Source organism: Halovenus salina (assembly GCF_026410925.1).
Taxonomy (GTDB): Archaea; Halobacteriota; Halobacteria; order Halobacteriales; family Haloarculaceae; genus Halovenus; species Halovenus salina.
In genome coordinates, this window is record NZ_CP112972.1 from 3,031,724 (window position 1) to 3,055,918 (window position 24,195).

Genomic DNA, 24,195 nt, shown 5'->3' on the forward strand with positions numbered 1-24,195 from the left:
TCGTCCTAGTCGGGATTATGAATATAAGGAATATATGGGTAATCGGTTAAAACACCCCCATCCTAATATCTACAATCATGTCAGAGACAGACCCATTCGGCGCAGTGCGAGAGCTGACAGTCGACGGCGAGTCCTACAAGATGGCCGACCTGACGGTCCTCGAAGAGCAGGGGCTTTGTGACCTCGATTCGCTGCCGGTAAGCATCCGAGTACTACTCGAAGCCGTTCTCCGGAACGTCGACGGCGAGCGAATCACCGAAGCAGACGTACGAAACGCGGCATCCTGGGAGCCAGATGTCCCTGATGTCGAGGTTCCGTTCAACCCCTCGCGTATCGTCTTGCAGGACCTGACCGGTGTGCCGGCAGTCGTCGACCTCGCCGCGATGCGCTCTGCAGCCGAGCGTGCGGGCGAAGACCCGACCATTGTCGAGCCGGAAATTCCCGCAGACCTGGTCATCGACCACAGCGTTCAGGTGGATTACTTCGGGAGCGACGACGCCTACGAGAAAAACGTCGAGATGGAGTACGAGCGCAACGCCGAGCGCTACAAGGCAATCAAGTGGGCCCAGCAGGCCTTCGACGACTTCGAGGTCGTCCCGCCGGGGACGGGCATCGTCCACCAGGTCAATCTCGAACACCTCGGTCGGGTCGTCCATAACCGCGAAATCGACGGCGAGCAGTGGCTCCTGCCCGACACGCTCGTGGGCACCGACAGTCACACGCCGATGATCAACGGTATCGGCGTCGTCGGCTGGGGTGTCGGTGGCATCGAGGCAGAGGCCGCGTTGCTCGGCCAGCCGATTACGATGACCCTGCCCGAGGTCGTAGGTGTCGAACTCACCGGCGACCTGCCCGAGGGCGCGACCGCGACGGATCTCGTGCTCCACATCACCGAGAAACTCCGCCAGGTCGGTGTTGTCGACAAGTTCGTCGAGTTCTACGGGCCAGGTGTCTCCCAGCTGTCGGTCGCCGACCGTGCGACCATCGCGAACATGTCGCCCGAACACGGCTGTACGGTCAGCATGTTCCCGGCCGATGAGAAAACGCTGGAGTATCTCGAACTCACCGGCCGCGAGGACGACCACATCGAGCTGGTCGAGGAGTACCTCGACGCCCAGGGGCTCTTTGGCGAGCACGACCCCGAGTTCACCGAGACCGTCGAGTTCGACCTCGGCGAGGTTGAACCCAGCCTGGCCGGCCACAAGAAGCCTCACTCCCGGATTCCGATGGGTGACCTCGACGAGCACTTCCCGACTCTGCTTGCCGAGGAAGGCGTCATAGATTCGGGGGCTGCCGAGGGCGACGGCGGGCTCGTCACCGACACGCACCAGCCCGACCTGAACGAGACGGTCCCGGTCACGCTCGACGACGGCACCGAGGTCGACATTGGCCACGGCAGCGTACTCGTCAGCGCGATTACGAGCTGTACGAACACCTCGAACCCGTCGGTGATGGTCGCCGCCGGTCTGCTCGCACGCAACGCCGCCGAATTGGGGCTCGACGTACCGGACCACGTCAAGACCTCGCTCGCGCCGGGAAGCAAGGTTGTGACGGAGTATCTCGAACAGGCCGACCTGCTCGACGACCTCGAAGCCCTGGGGTATCACGTCGTCGGCTACGGCTGTACCACCTGCATCGGCAACGCTGGCCCGCTGGCCGAACCAATTGAGGCCGCAATCGACGAGCACGACCTCTGGACGACGAGCGTGCTTTCGGGCAACCGTAACTTCGAGGCTCGCATCCACCCGAAGATTCGTGCGAACTACCTCGCCAGCCCGCCGCTGGTGGTCGCCTACGGGCTGGCGGGCCGGATGGATATCGACCTCGAAACCGACCCGCTGGGAACTGACGAAGCGGGCGAGCCGGTCTATCTCGAAGACATCTGGCCCGACCCCGAGGAGATTCACCGGACGATTCACGACAACGTCTCGCCCGAGCTGTTCGAGGAGAAATACGCGAGTGTCTTCGAGGGAGACGAACGCTGGGAGGCCCTGGAGGCACCGACGGGCGATGTCTACGAGTGGGACGAGGAGTCGACGTACATCCGCGAGCCGCCCTTCTTCAAGGATTTCCCGCTCGAAGAACCCGGCGTCGAGGACATCGCGGATGCGCGCTGTCTCATGACACTCGGCGATACCGTCACCACCGACCACATCAGCCCGGCCGGACCCTTCGGCGAGGACCTCCCCGCTGGGCAGTGGCTCAAAGACCACGGTGTCGAGCCCCACGAGTTCAACACCTACGGCGCGCGCCGGGGCAACCACGAGGTCATGATGCGGGGAACCTTCGCCAACGTTCGCATCGAAAACGAGATGCTCGACGACGTCGAGGGCGGCTACACGAACCACCACCCCTCGGGCGAGGAAACGACCGTTTACGATGCGAGCATGCGCTACCAGGAGGAGGACACGCCGCTCGTGGTGATGTCCGGCATCGAGTTCGGCACCGGCTCCAGCCGCGACTGGGCGGCCAAAGGGACCGACCTGCTCGGTATCCGTGCCACCATTGCCGAGAGCTACGAGCGTATCTACCGGGACAATCTCGTTGGCATGGGCGTGCTCCCATTGCAGTTCCAGGACGGCGACTCCTGGGAGTCGCTCGGACTCGACGGGTCCGAGTTCTTCGAGATTCACGGTCTCGAAGACGGTCTCGAACCGAACGACGAACTGACCGTTGTCGCCGAGGATGACGACGGGAGTGTCACGGAGTTCGACGTGACGGCACAGGTCAACACGCCTGCGGCCGTCGAGTACGTCGAGAACGGCGGCGTGCTCCACCTCGTGCTCCGTCGCCTCCTCGCGGAGTAAGGTATCGCCCTGCCACTGACGAGAGTTGCCCGCCGGCACTCTTTTTTGACTCACTGGCAATAATGCAGTATGCGACTTGCGCGTATTCTAACGCCGTCTGGTCCGGTCGAGGGACGGTACGAAGATGGAACGATTGTCGCGGACGATGGCGTCTACGAGATCGGTACCGACGGTCGATTGCTTCCACCCTGTGACCCGACTGCGCTCTACTGCATCGGGCGAAACTACGCGGAAACGCTGGAACAGATGGAGTATGAACGTCCGGAAGAGCCGACGTTTTTCATCAAACCGCCAGCGTCGCTCGTTGCACACGAGCAGCCGGTTCACTACCCGTCATTCACCGACGAGTTCACGTACGCGGGCGAACTGGCCGCTGTCATCGACGAACGGTGCCGTGGTATCGACCCGGGAGAGGTATCGAGCGTTGTTCGTGGCTACACGATGATGAACGACCTGGACGCACTCGACCAGCCAAACCTCCCGGCGAGGAAGGCGTTTGACGACGCGGCGCCGCTCGGTCCGTGGATCGAGACCGACCTCGACCCGACGAATATCGACATACACACGGAGATAAACGGGGAGCGACGGCAGGACGCGAACACAGAACTCATGCTTTTCGACCCCAACGACCTCGTCTCGTTTCTCTCAAAGCGATTCACGTTCGAACCTGGTGATGTCGTCGCCTTCGGTAGCCCGGCGAACCCTGGTCTGGTCGAACCAGGCGACGAAATTGAAATAACGTACGGCGGTATCGGCACACTCCGGAACACGATTGTCGAGGGCTAGCCTACACTGCGCCGGCCTGCGGTGTCTCATAGTGATTGTTGGAGTCGTTACCGCCGTCGGGAAACGGGGTGTGGGTCTCACGCCGTGAAACACCGAGATTCGCGACGCGGTCACGAAAATAACCGCAACAATCACTATCAGGGGAACTGGTCGCTCGCATCCGAAAGACGAGCCAGCAGACTCCGTTTCGCATGAAATTTGCTATGGCAGCTTGCCTGACGGTCAGCAGGCCGGCCCGACTGTGGCTGGTCTTATCCACTCCCGTGGAAAACTCAGGCACGTGCCGGACGACCTGAGTGAGACAAACGGGGAGGAGTATTTCGGCACCCCGGAAGCAGCGTTCTCGATACTCGACGAGAACTGCCGGATACACCACCAGCGCAGGGAGTACGTTCCACAGGGAACCGTTTAAGGGGGCGTACGCCCGACGTACCCATATGAACCGAGCAGCACTGAACAACGGGACTTTCCCCCCGGGGTGGCCATGAGCGTCCAGACGCCGGTGTCGTCGGACCACCAGCTCGCCCGCCTCCTCCAGATTGGGGTGGTCCTGGAGGAAGTCGTCGAAGCCCGGGCGGCCAAACACGCCGAAGAGTCCGAGGATATCGACGAGGAGATTCGAGCGCTTCTGGCAGAGGCCGCCGAGGAGTCCGCCGACCACCGCCGACGTATCGAGGCACTGGTCGAAGCGCTCGACGCCGAAACGATTCCGTTCGGCGAGATTCAGACGCTGGTCGAACAGCGCTACGAATCCGACCAGGATTTCGACGGCGTCCTCTACGACCAGCTCTGTAACGAGGAGACTGCCTACAAGTTCTACGACGACCTCATCGAGTCAATCGAGGCCTCAGATGCAGCCTTCGGCGTCGACCGGGAGGAACTGCTGGAGGAACTGGCGGCGATTCGCGAGGAAGAAGAAACTGGTGTCGAGGAGGTCGCGGCACTGATGGAGGAACGAGAATGACAGACGACGACCGGAGGGAGCTATGAATACAGCAAACCAGTACCTGAAGGCGATTTACCTCGTCCAGGAGATCGAAGACGGTCCGGCATCGACGGGTGCGGTCGCGGAGATGCTCGACGTGAGCCCCGCGAGCGCCAACGAGATGATTGGGAAACTCGAAAGCGACGGCCTCTGTAACCACGAGAAGTACAAGGGCGTCGACCTGACCGACGAGGGTATCGTCCGCGCCAGGGACGCACTCCAGAACTACTGCATCATCGAACGCTTTCTCGTCGAGGTGCTGGACGTCGAGGACTTCCGTACCGAGGCACAACAGCTCGAATCAGTCATCGACGAGACGGTGGCAGAGCGCCTCGATACCATTATCGACCGCCAGCCGCAGTGTCCAGACTGTTTCGACGCGGAAGACGACGTGTGTGCGCTGCTCGAACTGGAAGCCGACGCAGCCGACTGAGACGGACCGTTCAGCGCAATACCTTTTGCGGCCGCCACTGACTGTCGTCGTATGAAAATAGACGCCTCGGCCGCCAGGCTATTCCTTTCGTATCTCGACGGCGACACTTCACTGACAGAGGTCTGGAATCATCCAGCCTACGATGTGGTCCGGAGCCACGCTGACCTGTTTGGCCGTGAGGTGACCGAACGCGACGTCGCGGCCGCCGCCTCCGGCGAAGAGACGGTCTTCGCCCGAAACGAACCTCCCACAGAAAGTCGAGACCGCATTGCGGGTCTGCTCGACCACGTTCGGGCCCACGCGACGGAGTGGACCGAGCAAATTTCCAAACAACTCAGGCGGGCCACACACGAAGACGACCTCTCAGAGGTTACAGTATATCTCGGCGTCGGATATACACTCGGTGCTGGCTTGGACAACGGAGCGTACATCGACCTAAACGAACCACTCTTTTTCGAGTACCCGCGACAGGTGCTGTACACCGCTATTCACGAGAGTTCACATGTTGTCTACGAACAGGAACACGAAGCCCGGAAAGAGTTCTCACTGGAGGGTGACGCGCTGGCGCGGGCAGAGACACAGTGGGACGTATTCAACACCGTGTTTCACACAGAGGCTTATGCGACGTACACGCCGCTGGCCTGCAGACGGGCAGATGGGGCTGTCGGGACACAGGACCACGTCGTCTGTGAGGATTACGCAATCCTCTCGGACACCTCACGACTGGAAACACTTGTCGAGCAGTACGACTCGCTGCGCGAGACGCTTCAGCAACAGCCCGTCTCGCGGGATCGGCTCTTTGGGGCTCTGCTTAGCGACGACCGGCTTCCGTACCGGGTTGGCTGTGCGATGCTAGATGCCCTCGAACGGACGGCCGGAGCCGAGGCCGTCAGAGATGGATTTTACAACGAACCCGGAGAGTTCTGCAAGGAACACGATGCACTGCTCGACGAGTATCGCACGCTGTCGTGAGGATATCCTGTGGGCCATTCGGAACGGAACAAGCGGATTTATACGTCGGAAACCGCGAATAGGGAATATGGACGAACACGAGTCAACGCCAGCGGTGACGAGACGGCAAGCACTCAAAGCCGGCATTGGGACGGCGGCCGGCGGACTCGCGCTCGGCGCTGCCGGCTCGGGGACCGCTGCCGCGCAATCGGAAGCATACGACGGCTATCTCAACCACTCAGAACTGGACTGGGACGGTACGACGGCCGACGCGAGCGGTCTCGACGAGGTGATTGTCGATGTGGGTGCTGGCAGGCAGGGCTATCGGTTCAATCCGGCAGCCATCTACATCGAGCCTGGTCAGACGATAACCTGGCGCTGGACCGGTGCGGGTGGCGCTCACAACGTCCTTGGTGAAGACGATTTCATCAACAGCCCTGACGTACACGAGGCTTCACTGATCGGCGAGGAAGGGTTCACCTACGAGCTTACCTTCGAGGAGAGCGATACAGGCGTCTATCAGTACTACTGTAACCCCCACAAGACACTCGGAATGCTCGGTGTTGTTGTCGTCGGCGAAGACAACGTCGCGACAGAGCTCACGAGTTACGGCAGAGGCGGTGGTGACGGTGGTATGAACTTCGGGTCCGTCGTCGCGGGTGCCGGTGTCTTCGGTACTGTCTCGCTTATCGGCGTCGGCGCGTACAACGAACTGGTCGGCGACGAGTAAGAGTCCTTTTTAGACGCCGCGGTGCTGGAGCTGTTCGTCTTCGTCGAGCTCTGCGTTCGCGTCGCCTTTCATCCCCTCGCCGACGTTGGTGGCGATGTCGACGAGCGTCTCGGGGTCGTCCCAGTTGTTGACCGATTCGACGATAGCCTTGCCCATCGCTCGTGGGTTCTCTGCGCCGAAGATACCTGAGCCGACGAAGATGCCGTCACAGCCGTGGTGCATCATCAGCGCCGCGTCGGCCGGCGTCGCGATACCGCCAGCGGCGAAGTTGACTACCGGCAGGCGGCCTCGTTCGGCGGTGTCGTGGACGAGGTGGGCTGGTGCCTCGTGGTCGCGGGCCCACCGCTCGCGCTCCTCGTGGCTCATTCCTTCGAGCTTCCTGATTGCGCTCTTGATGTTGCGCTGGTGGTGGACAGCCTGGTTCACGTCGCCAGTCCCGGCCTCGCCTTTGGTCCGAATCATCGCCGCTCCCTCCTCGATGCGCCGGAGCGCTTCGCCGAGGTTCCGTGCGCCACAGACGAACGGCGAGGTAAAGTCACGCTTGTCGATGTGGTACTTGTCGTCTGCCGGCGTCAGCACTTCCGACTCGTCAATCATGTCGGCACCGGCGGCTTCGAGAATCTGGGCCTCAGTCGTGTGGCCGATGCGGGCTTTCCCCATCACCGGAATCGAGACCTCGTCGATAATCTCGTCGAGCGAGGCGGGGTCGGCCATCCGCGCGACACCGCCGCGCTTGCGGATGTCTGCCGGCACGGCTTCGAGGTTCATCACTGCCACCGCGCCGACGTCCTCGGCGATGCGAGCCTGTTCGGCGTTGACGACGTCCATGATGACGCCGCCTTTCTGCATCTTGGCGAACCCGCGCTTGACGAGGTCGGTCCCACGCTGGAGTTCTTCGAGGTCAGTTTCTTGGCTCATGTCTGATTCTTGGCCTACACAAACTTAACGGGTCTGATTATGACGGGTATGTCTACATGAGACATGGTATCATTGGTTTTATCCACTATCGACATTTCGATAGCCCCCGAAATTCCTGGTAATGTTGCTGTCGTTCAGCGATACCCGTCGACGGCCGAGAGAAGGGCATCCTTTGATTTTCGGCCGATTATACGTTCGACAGATGTCCCGACTGGCAGGCCGTCTGTTTCTGCCGACAGCTCCCCGATTGCTGGCTCCGTGGCCTTGTACGGCCCACACCACGCCGTACAGACATCGAGTAACACGAGGACGGAGCTGTCGACGAATGCCTCGAAACTCTCAGGCCCAGTTTACGTGGCATTACAGGCGGTGTCTCGGTGGCGTCGGAGACCATAGCTACCTCACTAGAAACCTCGATTGAATGAAAAGATGTTGGCCGTGATACGAACCACCGACGGCCGCCATGGAGCTATGCGGGCTGTTCGGTGTTCTGCTTGCTCGTGACGTAGCCCGCGATGCGGTTGCGGACGCCCTTCGACTCGATGTTGGTGAGCTTGTTGACGACTTCTTTGTTGTGTTCGAAATCTGGTCCGAAGGCGTCGGGGTATCGCTCCATGAGGAGTCGTCCCGTCTTCTTGACGTAGGCAGGTTTGATGGCCATTGGTATCCCAACGTAGCCGGGACGGCCTTTAAAATGATTCGACTTGTCGTCTCCCTCCGACCGATTCTTTAGGGAGTGTCTGTAAGGTGTTCACATGACAGAGTTGCTGTACCTGCCCGACGACGACGGCACGACCGAGTTCACGGCGACAGTGACCGAAGCCACCGAGGAGTACATCGTGCTCGACGGGACCTACTTCTATCCGGAGGGGGGCGGACAGCCCCCGGACCACGGCACGCTCTCGTGGGACGGCGGCGAGGCAACGGTTACGGACGCTCGCAAGAACCACGGCGATGTGCGCCACTACGTCGAGTCGATGACCGGTGAACCACCCGCGGAGGGAACAACCGTCGACGGCGATATCGACACGCAGCGCCGCGAGAAGCTCCGCCGGATGCACACCGCACAGCACGTCGTCTCCCGGGTCGTCCTCGACGAGTACGACGCCACGACCGCGGGCAATCAGGTACACGCTGACCGGTCGCGAATCGACTTCGAGCCCGCCGACTTCGACGAGGCCGACATCGAGCGCATCGAGCGCCTCTCGAACGAGGCCATCAACCAGGACTACCCCGTGACGAAGGCAAACCGTCCGCGTGAGGCGGTCGAGCGGGAGGTCGATGAGGGGCGTGCGCTCCTAAATCTGATTCCGGACTCGGTCGACCCGCTCCGGGTTGTCGAAGTCGAGGGATTCGATATGTGTCCCTGTGGCGGAACACACGTCGACAGCCTCGGAGATGTTGGACACGTAGACATCGTCGACTGCACCTCGAAAGGGGCAGACGTCGACCGTATAGAGTTCCAACTCGAAGCGTAGAACATCGCTGTGTCGTCCGCATTCAGAACGTACAAGTCTGAAGAATCCTGACTGTTGTCTGATGGAGTCACCCTCACGCCGACAGACGCTGGGTCTGCTCGGCTCCCTGGCGGCCGCTTCGCTTGCCGGCTGTACCGACGACGAAGAGCCGGAGTTTCTCGTCACGGACACCGCCCTCAGCCTCCAGCCGGGCGGCAATATCAAGATTCAGCTCACCATCGAGAACGGCTTTCGGGATACAAAAGAGAGTACAGTCGAGGTACTGCTCCGCTACGACCCCGAGGAGGGCGAATCCGAGGAGTGGGTACAGCAAGAACCACTGGAACTCTCTGGGTCGACCGAGCTACGGCGCGACTACGTTTTCGAAGACATCCACGACGAAGACGAGAAGATAGAGTTCTACGAAATCGACGCACAGCTCGTCGACGACGCGTAACCGAGTTTGCGCTTCATACGGATTCCGATGTGGCGCTGAAAAAGAACGGTGACGTTATTCGTCGTCGACAGCGACGCTGGTCTCTTCCTCGACGGCGACCTCTTCGGGCCGGGCTTCGAGGGTCAGCTTCTGGACTTCGACGCGGCGAAGCGGATAGATTGACTTCGATTCGTTGTAAATCGCAGAGGAGAGGTCACCGTTGACAACGCGGTCGACCAGTTCCTCGAAGGTCCGGTTCGCGGCGGACTCCTCGATGAGGTCGATCATCGTTCGGCGGATGGCCTTCTCCTGGCTCTCGTCGGCGGATTTCGTCGTCAGTGCGACGGGCTGAATCTGGACGCGGTAGTCGTCGGTAGTCAGCACCGTCACGTAGGCCTGGACCTTCGAGGAGCCACGGCGGACCAGGCTGCGCATGTAGTCACGGGTGAGTTCGTGTTTGGTGAACTCCGTGTATGCGCTCTCGCTGGCAACTTCCGTGACCTTGAAGGTCAGTTTCGTGTTGTTGTCGCTTGCGTCGTTTCGAAGGTCACCCAGCGTCGTCTCGATGGTTCGGCCGAGTACCCTGTCCGGTTCGTCTGCTGGCGTCTCACCGAGCTCCTCCCGGTCGAACTGCTCGGGGGCGAGCACGGTGTACCAGCGTTTCTGCTGCTTCTGTCGTGAGACTGATCGTTCACTCATTGTTGTCTGTTGTGGTGGACGTCTCCCCGTCCGTGGTTGTAAGCTGTGTTGCGACCTGAAGGTTGACGACGTAGTCGTCGACTGTCGCCCCCAGACCGCCTGTCGTCTCGCGCTCGACTGCTGTCACGACCGTCGTTCCGTCGACGGCGGTTTCCATCTCCGGCGTGTTGTCCGGCCGGAGCGTTGCTGCGACCTGCCTGGCAGCTTCCTCACTCTCGAACGTCGACTCGATGCGTGCGTGCCGGCTCATTGTCCCTCCCTGAAGGCGGCGACAAACGCTGTCGGGTCACAGTCGAAGCGTGCCCGACCGGTCGTTTCTGTGCCGCCGCCACGACCGTCGACACGGCTCGCTGCCGTCTCCATCTGCGAGCCGAGCGGTCCCGTCTCGTCGACGCTCACCGCGACGGCTTCGTCGTCGTCGAGGGCCAGCACGACCGGCTCGGGCGAGCGATACGCTGCGACGAGTCGGGCTACCGTGCCGACTGCGCCGTCACAGCGGACGACATACAGCCCGTCATAGCGGCCCGTCGACGCCGAGCGAATCGCCTCGTGTGCTCGCTGTCCGTGGGTCCGCCAGAGGTCGAGTGCCTGGTCGGGGTCGACTGCACCGAGCGCGAGCGGGACGGCACGTCCCGGCTGTTCGCGCGCTGTTGCATCCAGTACGTTGCCGTACCCTTCGACGGTCTCGAACCGACCGCCCGGTGCCACGAGTGGCCGGAGGAACCGCTCGACTGCCTCGGCCCCGCGCGGTGCCGTGGCCTCGTCGCCACACACCGCGAACGCGACCATCGAGGCGACTTGGCGGCGCATCTCCTCGTCTTCGTCCTCGGCATCGATGTCTTCGAGTGCGGCCTCGGTGGCCTCGGTGTCTCCCGAGAACGAGGCGTGGACGAGCGTCGCGTGTGCTAGCCCGTCTGCGATGTCGCCGGTCGGAATGGCGACACCCGGTCTCCGTTCGATGCCGGCTGCGTTGGCGGCGGCGAGCGTGTCACTCTTCGGAGACACGCCGGCAGCCGTGATGCCCGCGAGCGCGAGTTCGTAATCGACCGCCCCGAGCTCGGTTGCGACGGCGAAGGCCGTCGAGCTGGCCGGCTCTCTATCCGTCCCAAGTGTGATGTCGGCGTCTGCCGCGTGGCGACCAACGCCGACGGTCAGATCCGCGTCGGTCGCTCGCCGTGCCGACTCGGGCACTGGGACGACCGAACACTGGTGGGCGACGGCGTCGGCTTCGAGTGCTGTTGCCAGCACAGCCGTCGCGGCGACAGCGTCGCCGGTCGCGCCAGCGACGAGTCTGACGAGGTCGGCCTCCCGAAGTCGGGCGGCGATATCACTCGCCACAGGGGCGGACCCGTCGGAACGGCCGGTCGTGGACATCTATAGCAGTTCTCGTGCGATGTCGGGACTGTACGAGAAGTCCTCGTCGATTTTGTCGCCGCGGTAGTAGTCCATCAGACGGCGGATCTTTGCCTCCGTGTTCTGGAGTGCGCGCTTGTTCTGGTAGTCGGTCGGATTCTCGTCCATGTGGTCGTGCAGGCGTACTGCCCGGTCGAGGAGGTTGTAGAGGTCCTCGGGAATCTCGGGCTCCGTGTCGTGTTCGTCGAGAATCTCGGTCACCTTCTTGTCGGTGACAAGCGATACGTCGGGCACCGGCGTGCCCTGGACGCCCTCGTCACGGAGGATGACGCCGATTTCGCTCGGGCTGTGGCCCTGTTCTGCTAGTTCGACGACGCGGTCCTCGACGGCGTCCGCGTCGACGTCGCTCCACTCCGGTGGTTCGTCTGCCGCCGGCTTGTCCGAGTCGGACGAGCCACGGCGGCGCGTATGCATTCGTGCCATGTGTATCTGGTTGGAACACAGACCAAAGCGGCGTGTACTGTCCGCCGGCTGTCGCTGTCTGACAGCGGCTGCCGGCGGGTGACACTTCCGCAATCCCAAGCCGCCCAAGCGGACGGCGCGTCAGATTTGCGGCCGTGCGTTCCCACCCGGATACACTCGGTCGGGACTGTTAACGGTTACTTTTCGCTGCGGCCTGAACTCACGAGGTCGGCCGAACTGTGAACGTCCCCAGGAGTGCCGACTCATCGTCGTCTTCGGCGGTCCAGCGCACCTGTACTGTCTCACCCCTGCTCGCCCAGACGGTCACTTCCGTGGCTTGTGTCACTGTCTCGCCTCCCGCGAAGCTGTCGCTATCAGTGAGATTGCCCGAGCTCTGGACACCGCTGATGCTGAGCCGGTCGGCCGGGACTGTATCACCTGACTCGAAAATAATCGTGAGCTGGCCGTCCGCGTCGATGGTGGCGTTGTCGGCTGTCAGACCGAAGACGTCGGTCGCGCCGGAGTCGACGTCCTCGGTGTAGGAGTATCCGAGGTCCACCGTCGGCTGGTCGTCGGTAACCGCGTTGCTCTGGGTCAACACCAGCGGGATGGCGATTGCGACCACTGTCACTGTGATTGCGAGCATCAACACAACGCCGACAAGCGGCGTGATGGCAGTGTCGTCTCTCGGTCCCTGTGGTATCATCGTTGTCGGTCACCCCACGGCGACGTGGCCCACACCGACTGGTGACCCAAGACGCCAGCCGATACACAGTGGACACACATTGCCATCTCTACGGCCGAGCGTCGATATAAACACTCCGCCGCCGAATGGGCCGTCTCTCTCGTTGTCACCTCCGGACACGGGGAGGCTCGGCGGCTTCTGCAGTATCCTTATCAGTACGCTTGGCGTAGAAGTTGGCGATGACCCCCCGCAGGGATGAGAGCGCGAGCTCGCGGCGGGCACAGAGCAACGCTGTCGCGGTCGTTCTCATCCTCGGTATCATGATGGCCGGTGCCGCCGCTGTTGTCACGCTGGGGGCGACTGCAATCAACGACACCGAAGACCGACTCTCGGAGCAACGAGCCGAGCAGACGCTGACACAGCTCGATTCGAAGGCAGGACTGGTCGCGCTCGGCGAGGCGAGTTCACAGCGGATTCCCCTGCCGTCCGAAACCGGCGACGAGTTCGCCGTCGACGGGAGCGCTGGTACGCTGCGAATCGAACTCAGAAACAGGAGCGACGGCTCGACGCCGTCGTGGGGCGACCCGCTGGTTGAGCTCTCGCTTGGTACCTTGGAGTTCGACAACGGCGACTCGCGGCTCGCCTACCAGGGAGGTGGGGTCTTCCGGTCCGGGGACGGCAACGGGACGATGGTCTCGCCGCCGGAGTTCCACTACCGGAACGGGACGCTGACGCTGCCGATTGTGAACATCACGGGTGACGGCTCGGTCGGGAACACGGCCACGGTGACACGGACCGGAGAGAGTCGACTGTTTCCGGTCGGGACGAGCGCCAACCGGACGAACCCGCTTGACGACCACAAGGTGATTCTCACCGTCGAAAGCGAGTACTACCAGGGGTGGGGACAGTACTTCGAGCAGCGGACCGACGGCGGCGTCGAGTACAACCACTCCGCACAGCGCGTACAGCTGACGCTGATCACGCCAATCGGCTCACAGACCTACGAGAACGCCGTCACGACGACGGCTGGTGACTTCGACGTACAGGGCTCGGGTAATGTTGTTAAAATCGATGCCTACAACTCCTCGGAAGGGACGTATTCGTCGAGCACGAGGACGGCTAATCTGTCGGTAACTGGAATGGTCGACCTCAGCGGCAACTTCGAAATCTCCGGGAACGTCACCGCAGAGGAGTTCGAATGTGGGGGGAGTGCCAAAGTGAGTGGAACCGTGCGCTACGTCGACTCGTTCAATGGGGGCTGTGCCATCGGCGACAGCGAGCAGATCTCGGCTGTTCCGACCACTCCGTCGATAGCGCCGTTCGTCTCGGAGAATTTCGCCTCCCTCGCTGACGAAGGGGAAGCGCCCGGGTCCACGTTGACTGCCGGCACGTACTACGCCGACACAGTCAGCGGCATCACCGACGTGAACACGACCGACGGTGAAGTTGTTCTCGGTGTCGAGGACCTGACGATTGATAACGAGATTACGGTCGAGGGCAATCACGACTTCACCGTCTTCGTCAACAATTCGGTCGATATCAACGCAGCACTGACGACCGCAGACACGCATAACGCGACGATTACAACGATATACGGTGCCGACGGCTTCGGCGCTACTGTCTCTGACGAGTTCGTCGGCTCCATCTATGCGCCCGACCTCACCTCTACGATAACGGTCGATAGTGACCTGTACGGGGCGGCTATCGCCGGACAGGTGACAGTCCAGAACGGCAAAGACGGACGAGTCCACTTCGACACGGCCCTCGAAGCGAAACAGACTGTCCCCGAGGACGCTTCGATTGTCAGCATCACCTACCTCCACATCACCGAGAACGGTATCGAGATCAGATAACGAGAGGGGCGGGACAGAGGCGAGAGGAAATCCTTTTTGTCTGTTTCCACTAACTATCGGGTATGGACTGGCCACACGACCCGGACGGTGACGACGGTAGTGAGGGGCGACGCAAGTACGGTCACGCGGTGCTGGCGAAGAAAATCGACGAGGGCGAAGACTTCCCCTTTACCGCCGACGAATATGTCGACCAGTACGGCGACCATCCGGTTCGTATCGACTACGAGACTGTTGTCAGCGTCGCAGACATCTTCGAAGACATCGACGGCGACACCGAGTTCGAGGACTTCCCCGAGTTCCACAAGACCGCAGGGAAGGCGCTCCGAGAGAAAGACTACTGGCCCTACCGGCTCGAAAGCGCCTGACGACGGGCGTTCTCGTTGTCCTGCGGGAGTCGTCGGTACCTACGTGTCCTCTGTCGTGGGCTCTTCTGGCGACTCCTCCTCGTTCTCGTCGTCTTCGGCGGGCTCGGGAAGGTCTGCCTCGGCGAGTACGTCTTCGACATCGATACCCTGTTGCTCGGCGACGGCTTCGAGAAGCACACGCTGTTCTGCCATCTCGCGTTCCATGTCGTCGACCTGCGCGCTCGTCGTCTCCATATCGTCTTGGAGTCCCTGGAGTTGCTCCATCATCACCTGCATCTTCTTGTAGCTCTCTTCGGCGACTTTCGTCGCGCGCTGGACCTTCTTTGCGGTGCCGCTGATATCCATACACCACGATAGCCGGGGAGTCCTGTTGGGTGTTACGGAGCGACCCTCCGACCACCCGCCGCTTTTCTGCTCCGGCGAAGACGACGTTGCACGGACAGAAACACGGAGAAAGCTATTTAAGAAAACCAAATGAAACCTACAGCATGACTGATAGTTCTCTCCAGTCTCTTCTGGAAGACGAGGCGACGGCAGAGGCGCTGGCAATAGTTCTGGCACGCGCTGAGGAGGGGAATGGGACGGTCACCTGGCAGTCGGTCAGTGGAGCCGTTCCTGCAGAGGTCTGGGGACAGATAGTCGGTAGTGAGCTGTTGGTTTCGGTCGGCGACTCGTTTGTAATCGATGACCCACCAGCCCTCAGGGAGGCGCTGAACACTGCCGGTATCGACGTGACAGCCGATATCAGTATCGAGGAGACGGAGGCACTTCCGGGATGGCGGCTGACCGACAAGGTTGCCGGAGCCGGCGCGCTCGTTCTTGCGACCGGATATCAAATACCCGCTATCAAAAGCAGCGTCGTGAGTGGGGCAAACATCATGTTTGGGCCGCTCGCGGGAGCCGTTCCATTCTGGATGCTCGTGACGCTTCTGGCGGTTACGGTGGCAGCTATCTCGACAGGGGTTCGTCGTCGACTTGTCGATCAACAACAGGTAACAAGTATCAAAGAGAGGCTGAAAACGACCAAAGAGCAGCTTCGCGAGGCAGAGGAGCGCGGTGACGAGACGGCGGTCGAACGGTTACGCGAGCGACGCGACGAACTGATGCGTTCCCAATTGGGCATACTGACTCACATGCTCCGACCGTTGGCCTGGACGATGCTCGTTACGGTTCCCGTTTTTCTCTGGGTCTCCTGGGCTGTGGTCGCTCCACAGTTCGCAATTGGCGCTACGACACCAGCGCTGCCGGTGCTTGGCCGAATGGCGTGGACTGCACGTGTGCTTGGACCGGTACCGCTCTGGATGGTGTACTACACCCTCAACGTCGTGGTCTCGAATCTCGTGATAAAACGGGCCACAAAGAGAGTTACTGACAATCAAGCGGCGGCGTGACCTGAACTGTCTATCGTACAAGTCCGAAAGCCCCTTATGGGGGACGAGATTTAGAGTAAAATGGACTAGGTCGGGCGGTTAGGCCCCGCTCGCATACCACAAGTGGCCTTAAGTGGGACCGAATTCCGGGGGCGTGCGGTAGACGGTCGCGGGCCCCGCAAGCCAACGTCGAAGCCTCGTCCTTCGGGGATGGAGGTCCGGTCGGCTGTGCCTGCAGGGGCGCAGTAGTCCGGTTAACCGAGGGCAGTCCGCCAGGCGCGGAAGCGAGCAGCGGACCCTCGGACATCTGTCGCTCGAAGGGCCGCGGGGTGGAGGAGGCACGCGGGCCTACCCGTGTCCGAACGCCGTGCAATCTCGGCAGTCCACCATTCATACGCGTTCCTATCATTTCTCCAGAGAAGTCACACCAGGCACGGAGACCGAATATTGATACTTCTGTAATCTGTATACCGTTTCAATGAGTTCTGACCGTGACCGGGTCACGGAAAATATGATTCTGGACAATCTCCAGGACCCGGTCATCGCTGTCGATTCTAGCGGTGATATTATTTATACGAACGAGCGAAGCAGTGAGGTGCTGGCTACCCGACAGGAGACACTCCTCGACAGCCCATTCTCCCGGCTGACAGAGTTCTTCGAGGAGGGGTTCGAGCAGCTTCGCGATACCATCGACATCGTCATCAACGGCGACGTAGACGAACGTCGGGTCGAGCTAACATCGTCACTTCCCCAGGCTGGGGCGGGCCAGAACACGGTGGCTGCCGAGGCCCGTGTCACGTCACTCACTGTCGAGGACCGGCGTGCCGGCGCAATCGTCGTCTTCCGCGATATCGGCGACCGCAAAGAGACCGAACGAAACATCCGGGAGAGTGAGCGTCGGTTCCGGACCATGTTCGAGTCCCACAGCGCACCCATGCTGTTGATCGACCCGGATACGGGGGGGATTATCGAGGCCAACGCCGCTGCCGTCGACTTCTATGGCTACCCCGTTTCGGAACTGACCGAGATGACGATTCAAGAGATAAACCGCATGTCGGAAACGGAGGTAGCACGGGAGCGAACGCGGGCGAAAGAGCAGGACCGGAACCACTTCGAGTTCGAACATCAACTCGCCTCCGGCGAGGTGCGGACGGTCGAAGTCCACTCGACTCCACTCGATATAGACGGCAGAGAGCTGCTGTTCTCTATTGTCCACGACATCACCGAGCGCAAGCAGTCACAGCACGAGCTCGAACTGTTCAAGGAGGCTGCCTTACAGACCGGACACTCAGTGCTCATCACTGACACCAACGGGGTCATCGAGTTCGTGAACCCCGCCTTCGAGGAGGATACCGGATACAGCAGCGAGGAGGCTGTCGGCAAGACACCGGCGATACTCAAATCGGACAAACAGAACGACGCGTTCTACGCGGAGCTGTGGGAGACGATTCTCGACGGCGAGGTCTGGGAGGCCGAACTCGTCAACCGCCGCAAGTCCGGCGAGCTGTACTACGTCGAACAGACGATTGCGCCGATAACCGACGAGGACGGCGAGATTACCAACTTCGTCGGCGTCCAGTCCGACATCACGGAGCGAAAGCTCCGCGAGAAGCGACTCTCCGATTTGAACCGGATACTCCGTCACAACCTCCGGAACAGCCTGACGGCAATCGAGGGGTACACCCAGTCACTCATCGACGAGGCAGGCCCGGAACACCAGCCGACACTCTCCCGGATTCTGGCCCAGGCGGAGACGCTGGCCGACACGAGCGACAAGATAACCACTGTCCGGCAGTCGCTCGACAACGAGTACGACATTGATTCGACCTGCAATCTCGAAACGGTCGTGGCGGATGTCGTCGAGGACACTCGCCGGAGCCATCCGGCCGCCTCAGTCACGGTCGATGTCGAGCCGGTCGACCTGGATATCGACGCCGGGACCTGCTGGTCGCTGCTGGCAGAACTCATCAACAACGCTGTCTCGCATCACGACGGCGACCAGCCGGAGGTCACCATCACCGTCGAGACCGGCGAGACGGCTTCGGATCCAGTTCTGGTCCACATCGCAGACACCGGGCCGGGAATTCCCGAACAGGAGCGCACGGCTATCGAGGTCGGTTCCGAGGACCCCCTGAGCCACAGCAGCGGTATCGGGCTCGCACACGTCCACTGGCTGGTCATCAACCACGGCGGCGACGTGACTATCTCCGATAACAAACCCAGGGGGACGGTGGTTACGCTCTCATTGCCCAAGGCTGACACCGTGTAGACAGCTTGCGCTTGATTCGAAACGCTTACCGCCGACACGGCACTCCACACCGGCATGAGCAACTCACCCGTCGATACTGACGAGGTCGAGCACATCGCCGAGCTGGCGCGAATCGATCTCGACGCCGATGAGCGCGACCTGTTCGCCGAGCAGTTCGCGGATATTCTCGCCTCGTTCGAGACACTCGATGAAGTACCCGAGGTCGACCGCAAGCCTGACCTGACGAACGTGATGCGCACCGACGAGGTCGAGGGGAGTCTCGACCGCGAGCAGGCGCTTTCGAACGCGCCAGAGACCGAAGACGGGCAGTTCAAAGGCCCGAGGGTGTCATGAGCTACAACGGCTACATCACCGAGCAGCGAATCGAGGGCGACGACGACGGCCCGCTCGCGGGACGGACCGTCGCGGTCAAAGACAACATCTCGACGGAGGGGGTCCCGACAACCTGCGGGTCGGCGATGCTCGACGACTACGTGCCGCCGTTCGACGCGACGGTCGTCGAGCGTCTCAAGGAAGCCGGCGCGACCATCCCCGGTAAGACGAACATGGACGAATTCGGGATGGGAACAACCACCGAGACCTCGGCGTTCGGCGCGACCGAAAACCCCGCGGCCGAGGGTCACGTTCCCGGCGGCTCCTCGGGCGGGTCGGCGGCCGTCGTCGCGGCCGGCGACGCCGACATGGCGCTGGGGACCGACACCGGCGGCTCGGTTCGCTGCCCCGCCGCTTTCTGTGGGGTCGTCGGCATCAAGCCGACCTACGGTCTCGTCTCGCGGTACGGTCTCGTTGCGTACGCGAACAGCCTCGAACAGATCGGGCCAATCGCACCGACCGTCGAGGAGGCCGCCGAACTGCTCGACGTCATAGCTGGGCCCGACGAACGCGACGCGACGACGCGAGACCCAGAGGGCGAGACCGACTACGCCGCGGCCGCAGACGGCGACGTGGCCGGTATGGATATCGGTGTGCCGACCGAGCTGGTCGAGGGGGCCGACGACGCGGTCCGCGAGCAGTTCTGGGACGCTATTGACGCCCTCGAATCGGCCGGTGCGAGCTACCACGAGGTCAGTCTCCCGAGCGTCGAACACGCCGTTGAGGCCTACTACGTGATTGCGATGAGCGAGGCGTCCTCGAACCTGGCCCGGTACGACGGTGTCCGCTACGGCAACTCAGGCGGCTACGACGGCGACTGGAACGAGAGCTTTGCCGCCGCTCGCGAGGAAGGGTTCGGTCCGGAGGTCAAACGCCGGATTCTCCTGGGCACCTACGCCCTTTCTGCTGGGTATCACGACAAGTACTACAAGAAAGCGCAGGACGCCCGCGCCTGGGTTAAACAGGATTTTGACGAGGCACTCGACGGGGCAGACGTGCTCGCCTCGCCAACGATGCCGGTTCCGCCGTTCGAGCGCGGCGAGAGCCTGGATGACCCGCTCAAAATGTACCTCGCGGACGCAAACACGACACCCGTCAACCTCGCGAACCTTCCGGCTATCTCCGTCCCGGCGGGCGAGACCGGCGACGGTCTCCCTGTTGGTATCCAGCTCGTCGGCCCGGCGTTTGGCGAGCGTGACATCATCCGCGCCGGCAGTGCACTCGACGGCTCGGCGTAACCTGATGAGGCGAACTGTTAGGTCTCTGTAGCCCCAATCTCCTGTATGCAGGTCACCGACATCATGTCGGCGCCAGCGGTGACCGTCAAGACCGACGCAACACTGTACGATGCAATCGCGGTCATGCTCGAACACAGCGTCGGAAGCGCCGTTGTTGTCGACGACTGGATGGTCGGTATCATCACGCGCTCAGACATTCTCAGAGCGGCGTACGCCGCCGGGTCAGAACTCGATTCGATTCCCGTTACTCGCGGCATGAGCGACGACGTCGTGACGACGAAACCGGACACCTCTGTCCGCCACGCACTGGAACTCATGAAGGCCCACGACATCAAGAAACTCCCCGTCGTCGACGACCTCGACCTCGTCGGAGTGGTCACGGCGACCGACATCGCACAACACCAGCCGGAACGCGTCCGGGAGCTGCAAAATACGATAGAGCGCCGTGACGATTGGACGGACTAACGCCGGTCTGGGACAGTGAACGGCTCCCACTCCTCGGGTTGCTTGCGAAGTCCCCGTACGCGCAACTCGCCGTCGGCGTCTTCCGATTCGCGAACCTCGATTCGGCCGTCGACCGCCCGATTTCCGTTGGTCGATATTGTCCAATTGAACGAGATACCTCTGTGAGAACCACGGCACAGAAAGAAGGCCCTTGTGACGCAATGAACACGTGGTTGTAGCAGGGTCGCGGGCTCTCCAAGCCCGGCGTGCCGAGCTATCCAAGATTTCAAGCCGAAAAACACCGTACTCACGGCCGAGGAAGTCATAGTGATTATTGCGGTAATTTTTCGACCTGGTGTAGCGAATCGTCGTTTAGGGTCCGATACGGGAGAGAACCGAGAGCATGGCGATAACAACTCATACGGTCGTTCGTGATTCTTTTCGGGACCGGGTCGACATATCGATAGTTTCAGGGACTGAAGCAGCCGAATAGTGACGGCGTGGCGGTAAAAAGTCACGAACGACCGTATCACAATAATTACTATCAGTTGGGGTCTGTTACCGCGAGTAGAGCTTTGTCTCCAACGTTTCAACTGCCTCGGATATTATCGCCGCCAGCTCTTCGTCCGGAGCCAACCGATATGTCGGCCCTGAGATATCAAGCGCCCCAAGTACACCGCCGCGAGGTCCCGTAACTGGCACTGCAACAGCCCGCGCACCTTCGATTGACTCCTGATCGTTGACTGCATAGCCACGTTCACGAATATCATCAAGGGTCTCAAAGAGCGTTTTCCGATCAGTGATTGTGTTGTCTGTCTCGGCTGGCATACCTCTGCGGTCGAGTATCTCAGTGACCTTGTCCTCTGGAAACTGTGAGAGAATCGCTTTTCCGGCGGCCGAGTTATGCATATGAAAATATCGGCCGACCTGAAATCCTTTGGTTGAACGATTCGCGGCGAAGTTGAACAGCGTGATAACACGTCCGTGCTCTTCAACACCGAAGCCCGCTTCTTCCCCAGACCGATCAGCAAGCGTAGTCACTGTTGTCCGGACCGTACCGAACCACTCGTTTCGTGTCCGTGCCTGTTCACCGAGATGGAACAGCCTCAGCCCCAGAAGGTAGTGTTCGCCACGTTTGATGAGGTATTCCTGTTCAAGTAGCGTCTGCAAATGTGCGTGGACCGTACTCGTTGAGCAGTCTAAACAGTCGGCAAGTTCGGTCATACGTGCCCCTCCCATCTCGCTGATAAGATCGACTATCTTCAGTGACGTGGTTGTTGTCTGGAGACCGTCTTTACTCGAGTCTACCATACCAAGCTATACAAGTTCGGTATAAAAAAGTCCGGCTATACAAAAATGGTTGCGCCAGAAGTGGGTATTTATTGCATGAATAATAATTATAAAATGTTCCACAGTAATATTATTATGGGTCTTACCCGCAGTATACACGAAAGGGAGCGACTATGGTTGGTTTGTTCAGTGCCATATTCTTCCATAACTGGACTTTTATATACACCTTTGGCCAGTTACGTACAAAATAATTCAACCGTGCCAACAATGACTGATTTATTTCCGGAAAGCGGCTATTATTGAGGCCATTACTACACATATCGGATGTGTTCCAAACTCATGACTGAACCTGGAACCGAAGCTGGTACAGATATTGAGGGGATCGGAGAAACTACTAAGAATGATTTGACGTTTTACGGGGGCCGCTGGATAAGTGCTGTCCCGATTTTGTTGTTCATTCTTTGGGCGATTCTCCAGAGCGGTGTCTTCAGAATCAGCGACACGACTGGACTCGTCGCCGGGATGTTGATATCGCTAATTGTTGGAATGTTCTTCGTCAAAGGTGACTGGAAGGTGTATGCTGACACCATCTTCGATGGAATGACAAAGCGCGTCACTGCAACGACTATCGTCGCTTGGCTGTGGGCTGGTATGTTCTCGAGTACACTCCAGGCTGGCGGGTTCGTCGGGGGGCTTGTATGGGCGGCTGACACGCTGGCTGTGAGTGCGGCTGTCTTTCCTGCAGTAACGTTCCTGCTTGCTGGATTGCTTGCGACCGGAATCGGTAGCGGGTACGGGACTGTTGTTGCTTTCACGACACTATTTTTCCCAGCTGGTATTCTCCTTGGTGCCAACCCTATCCTCATGTTCGGCTCAATACTCTCGGGGGCAGTGTTTGGTGATAACCTTGCACCAGTAAGTGACACAACAATTGTCAGTGCGGTCACGCAAGACGCCGATATTGGAGGTGTTGTTACATCACGATTCAAATACGCAATTGTCGCCGCAGTGCTGGCACTCAGTGCATACTTGTTCGCCGGGACCGCAATGTCTGGTCTCCAGGTATCACAAGAAGCACGCGATATCTTTCTGTCGAACAGTACACCGGCGGGTCTCGTCCACCTGGTGTCGATGATGGTCGTCATCGTGACTGCCGTTCTCGGACGACATATCATCGAAGCAGTCTCGTGGGGACTCATTGTTGCAATCCTGTTTAATGTCATCTTCGGACTTGCCCCACTCAGTGACGTTCTCGTCTTTCGTGTCCCGGATACCTCGATCGCTTCCGATGCAGCTGCTTCCCTTCCTGTCGTTGCTATCGTTGAATCAGGGAATGCTAGTGTCGGTGGCTCAATCTATAACGGTGCCGCGGGGTTTTTCCCGCTTATAGCACTTGTCTTGCTCATCATCGCAGGCTCAGAAATCATGATTCGTGGCGGCGCGTTTGCCGCGATTCAGGAGTTCCTGCTGCGTAATGTCGCGACAACAGTCCGCAAGGCAGAGACAACTATGGTTATGGGGACTGCATTTGTCAACTCCATGATTACCATCAACACTGCCGCAGAAATTGCTATTGCCCCGTATATTGCACGGATCGGCCAGAAGTACAACATCAACGCGTACCGTCGTGCAAACATTCTCGACGCGAATACCTCCGCACTGGGATACATTTTCCCGTGGGCTGGCGGCGTTCTCGTTGGGTTCGCTCCGATGCAAGGGTTGCCCGACCAGTACGGATGGTTCACAGAGTCGATGGTTGTCAACCCGATTGAGGTCTGGCCGTTTGTCTTCCAAGGCTGGTTCCTGTTCGGTGTCTTCATCTTCTCGGCGCTGACCGGCTTTGGATTGGAGTACACAAGTGACCGCCAGTCTAGCGAGGTGAATCGCGTATGAGTCTCCTCAGCCGACTTCTGGCCGGTGCAACGTTTCGCACGAGCAAGCCGGAGTTCGATGTTGGTGAGGAGATTGAGGTGTACGTAACTGATTACAACGAGAGCAACGATGAAGTGTTCGCTCGTGTCGGCCAGACTCGTCTCCGTTTCGATAATGCGTCCAGTGATCTAGTCGGCTGTCGTGTCCTGGCACGCATCGAGCGGTTCGATCTGGAAAGCCATCGCGGAACGGTTACACATCTCAAAACAGTTGAGCGGAGTTCGTGGTAAGCGCCATACCGACGGCTGCAGCCAGTCACGCTGGTTGACACCCTTCCCGCGCTGAAGCGCGAGGCTTTCGCCTCGAAGTTTCCGTAACCGACAGCGTATTTTGAGTGGATTCCCTAGTATAACATAGAAT

General features: G+C 60.3%; 28 protein-coding genes and 1 other RNA gene. 19 read left to right on the top strand and 10 right to left on the bottom strand.

Features of this window, described 5'->3' with window-relative positions:
• The first annotated feature begins 77 nt into the window (after positions 1 to 77).
• From acnA to OSC37_RS15320, 7 genes are all read left to right on the top strand, one after another.
• Positions 78 to 2,807, top strand: a complete 2,730-nt coding sequence (gene acnA / locus OSC37_RS15290) for an aconitate hydratase AcnA (protein ID WP_267162299.1) — start codon at positions 78 to 80, stop codon at positions 2,805 to 2,807.
• 69 nt (positions 2,808 to 2,876) lie between these two features.
• Positions 2,877 to 3,593 carry a fumarylacetoacetate hydrolase family protein gene (locus OSC37_RS15295; protein ID WP_267162300.1) on the top strand — a complete coding sequence of 239 codons (717 nt, stop codon included), beginning with the start codon at positions 2,877 to 2,879 and terminating at the stop codon, positions 3,591 to 3,593.
• A 280-nt stretch (positions 3,594 to 3,873) separates the two neighbouring features.
• Positions 3,874 to 4,005, top strand: a complete 132-nt coding sequence (locus tag OSC37_RS15300; protein ID WP_267162301.1) for a hypothetical protein — start codon at positions 3,874 to 3,876, stop codon at positions 4,003 to 4,005.
• A gap of 72 nt (positions 4,006 to 4,077) precedes the next feature.
• On the top strand, positions 4,078 to 4,557 hold the full coding sequence (locus tag OSC37_RS15305) for a ferritin-like domain-containing protein (RefSeq protein ID WP_267162302.1): 480 nt from the start codon (positions 4,078 to 4,080) through the stop codon (positions 4,555 to 4,557).
• Between the two features lie 22 nt (positions 4,558 to 4,579).
• Positions 4,580 to 5,011: a metal-dependent transcriptional regulator gene (locus OSC37_RS15310; protein WP_267162303.1), complete on the top strand. Its 432-nt coding sequence runs from the start codon at positions 4,580 to 4,582 to the stop codon at positions 5,009 to 5,011.
• Between the two features lie 51 nt (positions 5,012 to 5,062).
• Positions 5,063 to 5,983 (top strand): hypothetical protein, encoded by a 921-nt coding sequence (locus tag OSC37_RS15315; protein ID WP_267162304.1) that lies wholly within the window; start codon positions 5,063 to 5,065, stop codon positions 5,981 to 5,983.
• 67 nt (positions 5,984 to 6,050) lie between these two features.
• Positions 6,051 to 6,692 carry a halocyanin domain-containing protein gene (locus OSC37_RS15320; RefSeq protein WP_267162305.1) on the top strand — a complete coding sequence of 214 codons (642 nt, stop codon included), beginning with the start codon at positions 6,051 to 6,053 and terminating at the stop codon, positions 6,690 to 6,692.
• Positions 6,693 to 6,701: 9 nt separating this feature from the next.
• On the opposite strand, the gene pdxS is transcribed toward OSC37_RS15320, so the two are convergent.
• The 3 genes from pdxS to OSC37_RS15335 all read right to left on the bottom strand — a co-directional run bounded on the left by pdxS (position 6,702) and on the right by OSC37_RS15335 (position 8,271).
• Positions 6,702 to 7,610: a pyridoxal 5'-phosphate synthase lyase subunit PdxS gene (gene pdxS / locus OSC37_RS15325; protein WP_267162306.1), complete on the bottom strand. Its 909-nt coding sequence runs from the start codon at positions 7,608 to 7,610 to the stop codon at positions 6,702 to 6,704.
• A 134-nt stretch (positions 7,611 to 7,744) separates the two neighbouring features.
• Positions 7,745 to 7,915 (bottom strand): thioredoxin domain-containing protein, encoded by a 171-nt coding sequence (locus tag OSC37_RS15330; protein WP_267162307.1) that lies wholly within the window; start codon positions 7,913 to 7,915, stop codon positions 7,745 to 7,747.
• Positions 7,916 to 8,079: 164 nt separating this feature from the next.
• Entirely contained in the window at positions 8,080 to 8,271 is a 192-nt protein-coding gene (locus OSC37_RS15335) for a 30S ribosomal protein S17e (RefSeq protein WP_267162308.1), read from the bottom strand.
• Between the two features lie 94 nt (positions 8,272 to 8,365).
• Here OSC37_RS15335 and OSC37_RS15340 point away from each other — a divergent pair, with 94 nt between their 5' ends.
• On the top strand, positions 8,366 to 9,088 hold the full coding sequence (locus OSC37_RS15340; protein ID WP_267162309.1) for an alanyl-tRNA editing protein: 723 nt from the start codon (positions 8,366 to 8,368) through the stop codon (positions 9,086 to 9,088).
• A 61-nt stretch (positions 9,089 to 9,149) separates the two neighbouring features.
• Entirely contained in the window at positions 9,150 to 9,524 is a 375-nt protein-coding gene (locus OSC37_RS15345; protein ID WP_267162310.1) for a hypothetical protein, read from the top strand.
• Between the two features lie 54 nt (positions 9,525 to 9,578).
• On the opposite strand, the gene OSC37_RS15350 is transcribed toward OSC37_RS15345, so the two are convergent.
• The 5 genes from OSC37_RS15350 to OSC37_RS15370 all read right to left on the bottom strand — a co-directional run bounded on the left by OSC37_RS15350 (position 9,579) and on the right by OSC37_RS15370 (position 12,723).
• Complete coding sequence (locus OSC37_RS15350) at positions 9,579 to 10,202, bottom strand: 30S ribosomal protein S3ae (protein ID WP_267162311.1); 624 nt, start codon at positions 10,200 to 10,202, stop codon at positions 9,579 to 9,581.
• Positions 10,195 to 10,452 (bottom strand): KEOPS complex subunit Pcc1, encoded by a 258-nt coding sequence (locus OSC37_RS15355; RefSeq protein WP_267162312.1) that lies wholly within the window; start codon positions 10,450 to 10,452, stop codon positions 10,195 to 10,197. Before OSC37_RS15355 ends, OSC37_RS15350 begins: the two co-directional genes overlap by 8 nt.
• The gene (locus OSC37_RS15360) at positions 10,449 to 11,576 is read right to left on the bottom strand and encodes a hypothetical protein (protein ID WP_267162313.1); all 1,128 of its coding nucleotides are present in this window, start codon (positions 11,574 to 11,576) and stop codon (positions 10,449 to 10,451) included. The genes OSC37_RS15355 and OSC37_RS15360 overlap by 4 nt, the downstream gene beginning before the upstream one ends.
• Complete coding sequence (locus tag OSC37_RS15365; RefSeq protein WP_267162314.1) at positions 11,577 to 12,038, bottom strand: 30S ribosomal protein S15; 462 nt, start codon at positions 12,036 to 12,038, stop codon at positions 11,577 to 11,579.
• Between the two features lie 199 nt (positions 12,039 to 12,237).
• Positions 12,238 to 12,723 (bottom strand): type IV pilin domain-containing protein, encoded by a 486-nt coding sequence (locus OSC37_RS15370; RefSeq protein ID WP_267162315.1) that lies wholly within the window; start codon positions 12,721 to 12,723, stop codon positions 12,238 to 12,240.
• Between the two features lie 218 nt (positions 12,724 to 12,941).
• Between OSC37_RS15370 and OSC37_RS15375 the strand changes: the two genes are divergently transcribed.
• Positions 12,942 to 14,555 (top strand): DUF7289 family protein, encoded by a 1,614-nt coding sequence (locus OSC37_RS15375; RefSeq protein ID WP_267162316.1) that lies wholly within the window; start codon positions 12,942 to 12,944, stop codon positions 14,553 to 14,555.
• Between the two features lie 62 nt (positions 14,556 to 14,617).
• Complete coding sequence (locus tag OSC37_RS15380) at positions 14,618 to 14,920, top strand: DUF5785 family protein (RefSeq protein WP_267162317.1); 303 nt, start codon at positions 14,618 to 14,620, stop codon at positions 14,918 to 14,920.
• 39 nt (positions 14,921 to 14,959) lie between these two features.
• On the opposite strand, the gene OSC37_RS15385 is transcribed toward OSC37_RS15380, so the two are convergent.
• A complete protein-coding gene (locus OSC37_RS15385; protein WP_267162318.1) occupies positions 14,960 to 15,265 on the bottom strand; it encodes a DUF5798 family protein in 306 nt (101 codons plus the stop codon).
• 143 nt (positions 15,266 to 15,408) lie between these two features.
• On the opposite strand from OSC37_RS15385, the gene OSC37_RS15390 reads away from it, so the two are divergent.
• The 6 genes from OSC37_RS15390 to OSC37_RS15415 all read left to right on the top strand — a co-directional run bounded on the left by OSC37_RS15390 (position 15,409) and on the right by OSC37_RS15415 (position 20,634).
• On the top strand, positions 15,409 to 16,311 hold the full coding sequence (locus OSC37_RS15390) for a DUF106 domain-containing protein (protein ID WP_267162319.1): 903 nt from the start codon (positions 15,409 to 15,411) through the stop codon (positions 16,309 to 16,311).
• Positions 16,312 to 16,369: 58 nt separating this feature from the next.
• Positions 16,370 to 16,679: signal recognition particle sRNA (gene ffs / locus OSC37_RS15395), an RNA gene on the top strand.
• Between the two features lie 89 nt (positions 16,680 to 16,768).
• Positions 16,769 to 18,559 carry a PAS domain S-box protein gene (locus OSC37_RS15400; protein ID WP_267162320.1) on the top strand — a complete coding sequence of 597 codons (1,791 nt, stop codon included), beginning with the start codon at positions 16,769 to 16,771 and terminating at the stop codon, positions 18,557 to 18,559.
• Between the two features lie 54 nt (positions 18,560 to 18,613).
• Complete coding sequence (gene gatC / locus OSC37_RS15405; protein ID WP_267162321.1) at positions 18,614 to 18,892, top strand: Asp-tRNA(Asn)/Glu-tRNA(Gln) amidotransferase subunit GatC; 279 nt, start codon at positions 18,614 to 18,616, stop codon at positions 18,890 to 18,892.
• Complete coding sequence (gatA, locus tag OSC37_RS15410; protein WP_267162322.1) at positions 18,889 to 20,169, top strand: Asp-tRNA(Asn)/Glu-tRNA(Gln) amidotransferase subunit GatA; 1,281 nt, start codon at positions 18,889 to 18,891, stop codon at positions 20,167 to 20,169. The genes gatC and gatA overlap by 4 nt, the downstream gene beginning before the upstream one ends.
• Positions 20,170 to 20,214: 45 nt before the next feature.
• Positions 20,215 to 20,634 carry a CBS domain-containing protein gene (locus OSC37_RS15415; protein ID WP_267162323.1) on the top strand — a complete coding sequence of 140 codons (420 nt, stop codon included), beginning with the start codon at positions 20,215 to 20,217 and terminating at the stop codon, positions 20,632 to 20,634.
• 537 nt (positions 20,635 to 21,171) lie between these two features.
• On the opposite strand, the gene OSC37_RS15420 is transcribed toward OSC37_RS15415, so the two are convergent.
• Positions 21,172 to 21,924, bottom strand: a complete 753-nt coding sequence (locus OSC37_RS15420) for an IclR family transcriptional regulator (protein WP_267162324.1) — start codon at positions 21,922 to 21,924, stop codon at positions 21,172 to 21,174.
• A 318-nt stretch (positions 21,925 to 22,242) separates the two neighbouring features.
• Here OSC37_RS15420 and OSC37_RS15425 point away from each other — a divergent pair, with 318 nt between their 5' ends.
• Together OSC37_RS15425 and OSC37_RS15430 are read left to right on the top strand one after the other, a co-directional pair.
• A complete protein-coding gene (locus OSC37_RS15425) occupies positions 22,243 to 23,796 on the top strand; it encodes a Na+/H+ antiporter NhaC family protein (protein ID WP_267162325.1) in 1,554 nt (517 codons plus the stop codon).
• Positions 23,793 to 24,065 carry a DUF7513 family protein gene (locus OSC37_RS15430; protein ID WP_267162326.1) on the top strand — a complete coding sequence of 91 codons (273 nt, stop codon included), beginning with the start codon at positions 23,793 to 23,795 and terminating at the stop codon, positions 24,063 to 24,065. Before OSC37_RS15425 ends, OSC37_RS15430 begins: the two co-directional genes overlap by 4 nt.
• Positions 24,066 to 24,195: the final 130 nt, after the last annotated feature.

Excerpts from the sequence above, each read along its gene's own strand:
- OSC37_RS15400 (WP_267162320.1), top strand. The coding sequence starts at position 16,769 with ATGAGTTCTGACCGTGACCGGGTCACGGAAAATATGATTCTGGACAAT.
- OSC37_RS15425 (WP_267162325.1), top strand. The coding sequence starts at position 22,243 with ATGACTGAACCTGGAACCGAAGCTGGTACAGATATTGAGGGGATCGGA.
- OSC37_RS15310 (WP_267162303.1), top strand. The coding sequence starts at position 4,580 with ATGAATACAGCAAACCAGTACCTGAAGGCGATTTACCTCGTCCAGGAG.
- OSC37_RS15340 (WP_267162309.1), top strand. The coding sequence starts at position 8,366 with ATGACAGAGTTGCTGTACCTGCCCGACGACGACGGCACGACCGAGTTC.
- OSC37_RS15360 (WP_267162313.1), bottom strand. The coding sequence starts at position 11,576 with ATGTCCACGACCGGCCGTTCCGACGGGTCCGCCCCTGTGGCGAGTGAT.
- OSC37_RS15305 (WP_267162302.1), top strand. The coding sequence starts at position 4,078 with ATGAGCGTCCAGACGCCGGTGTCGTCGGACCACCAGCTCGCCCGCCTC.
- OSC37_RS15390 (WP_267162319.1), top strand. The coding sequence starts at position 15,409 with ATGACTGATAGTTCTCTCCAGTCTCTTCTGGAAGACGAGGCGACGGCA.
- gatC (WP_267162321.1), top strand. The coding sequence starts at position 18,614 with ATGAGCAACTCACCCGTCGATACTGACGAGGTCGAGCACATCGCCGAG.
- OSC37_RS15415 (WP_267162323.1), top strand. The coding sequence starts at position 20,215 with ATGCAGGTCACCGACATCATGTCGGCGCCAGCGGTGACCGTCAAGACC.
- OSC37_RS15295 (WP_267162300.1), top strand. The coding sequence starts at position 2,877 with ATGCGACTTGCGCGTATTCTAACGCCGTCTGGTCCGGTCGAGGGACGG.
- OSC37_RS15365 (WP_267162314.1), bottom strand. The coding sequence starts at position 12,038 with ATGGCACGAATGCATACGCGCCGCCGTGGCTCGTCCGACTCGGACAAG.
- OSC37_RS15375 (WP_267162316.1), top strand. The coding sequence starts at position 12,942 with ATGACCCCCCGCAGGGATGAGAGCGCGAGCTCGCGGCGGGCACAGAGC.
- OSC37_RS15430 (WP_267162326.1), top strand. The coding sequence starts at position 23,793 with ATGAGTCTCCTCAGCCGACTTCTGGCCGGTGCAACGTTTCGCACGAGC.
- OSC37_RS15350 (WP_267162311.1), bottom strand. The coding sequence starts at position 10,202 with ATGAGTGAACGATCAGTCTCACGACAGAAGCAGCAGAAACGCTGGTAC.
- OSC37_RS15380 (WP_267162317.1), top strand. The coding sequence starts at position 14,618 with ATGGACTGGCCACACGACCCGGACGGTGACGACGGTAGTGAGGGGCGA.
- pdxS (WP_267162306.1), bottom strand. The coding sequence starts at position 7,610 with ATGAGCCAAGAAACTGACCTCGAAGAACTCCAGCGTGGGACCGACCTC.
- OSC37_RS15420 (WP_267162324.1), bottom strand. The coding sequence starts at position 21,924 with ATGGTAGACTCGAGTAAAGACGGTCTCCAGACAACAACCACGTCACTG.
- OSC37_RS15385 (WP_267162318.1), bottom strand. The coding sequence starts at position 15,265 with ATGGATATCAGCGGCACCGCAAAGAAGGTCCAGCGCGCGACGAAAGTC.
- OSC37_RS15370 (WP_267162315.1), bottom strand. The coding sequence starts at position 12,723 with ATGATACCACAGGGACCGAGAGACGACACTGCCATCACGCCGCTTGTC.
- OSC37_RS15355 (WP_267162312.1), bottom strand. The coding sequence starts at position 10,452 with ATGAGCCGGCACGCACGCATCGAGTCGACGTTCGAGAGTGAGGAAGCT.
- gatA (WP_267162322.1), top strand. The coding sequence starts at position 18,889 with ATGAGCTACAACGGCTACATCACCGAGCAGCGAATCGAGGGCGACGAC.
- OSC37_RS15315 (WP_267162304.1), top strand. The coding sequence starts at position 5,063 with ATGAAAATAGACGCCTCGGCCGCCAGGCTATTCCTTTCGTATCTCGAC.
- acnA (WP_267162299.1), top strand. The coding sequence starts at position 78 with ATGTCAGAGACAGACCCATTCGGCGCAGTGCGAGAGCTGACAGTCGAC.
- OSC37_RS15335 (WP_267162308.1), bottom strand. The coding sequence starts at position 8,271 with ATGGCCATCAAACCTGCCTACGTCAAGAAGACGGGACGACTCCTCATG.
- OSC37_RS15345 (WP_267162310.1), top strand. The coding sequence starts at position 9,150 with ATGGAGTCACCCTCACGCCGACAGACGCTGGGTCTGCTCGGCTCCCTG.
- OSC37_RS15320 (WP_267162305.1), top strand. The coding sequence starts at position 6,051 with ATGGACGAACACGAGTCAACGCCAGCGGTGACGAGACGGCAAGCACTC.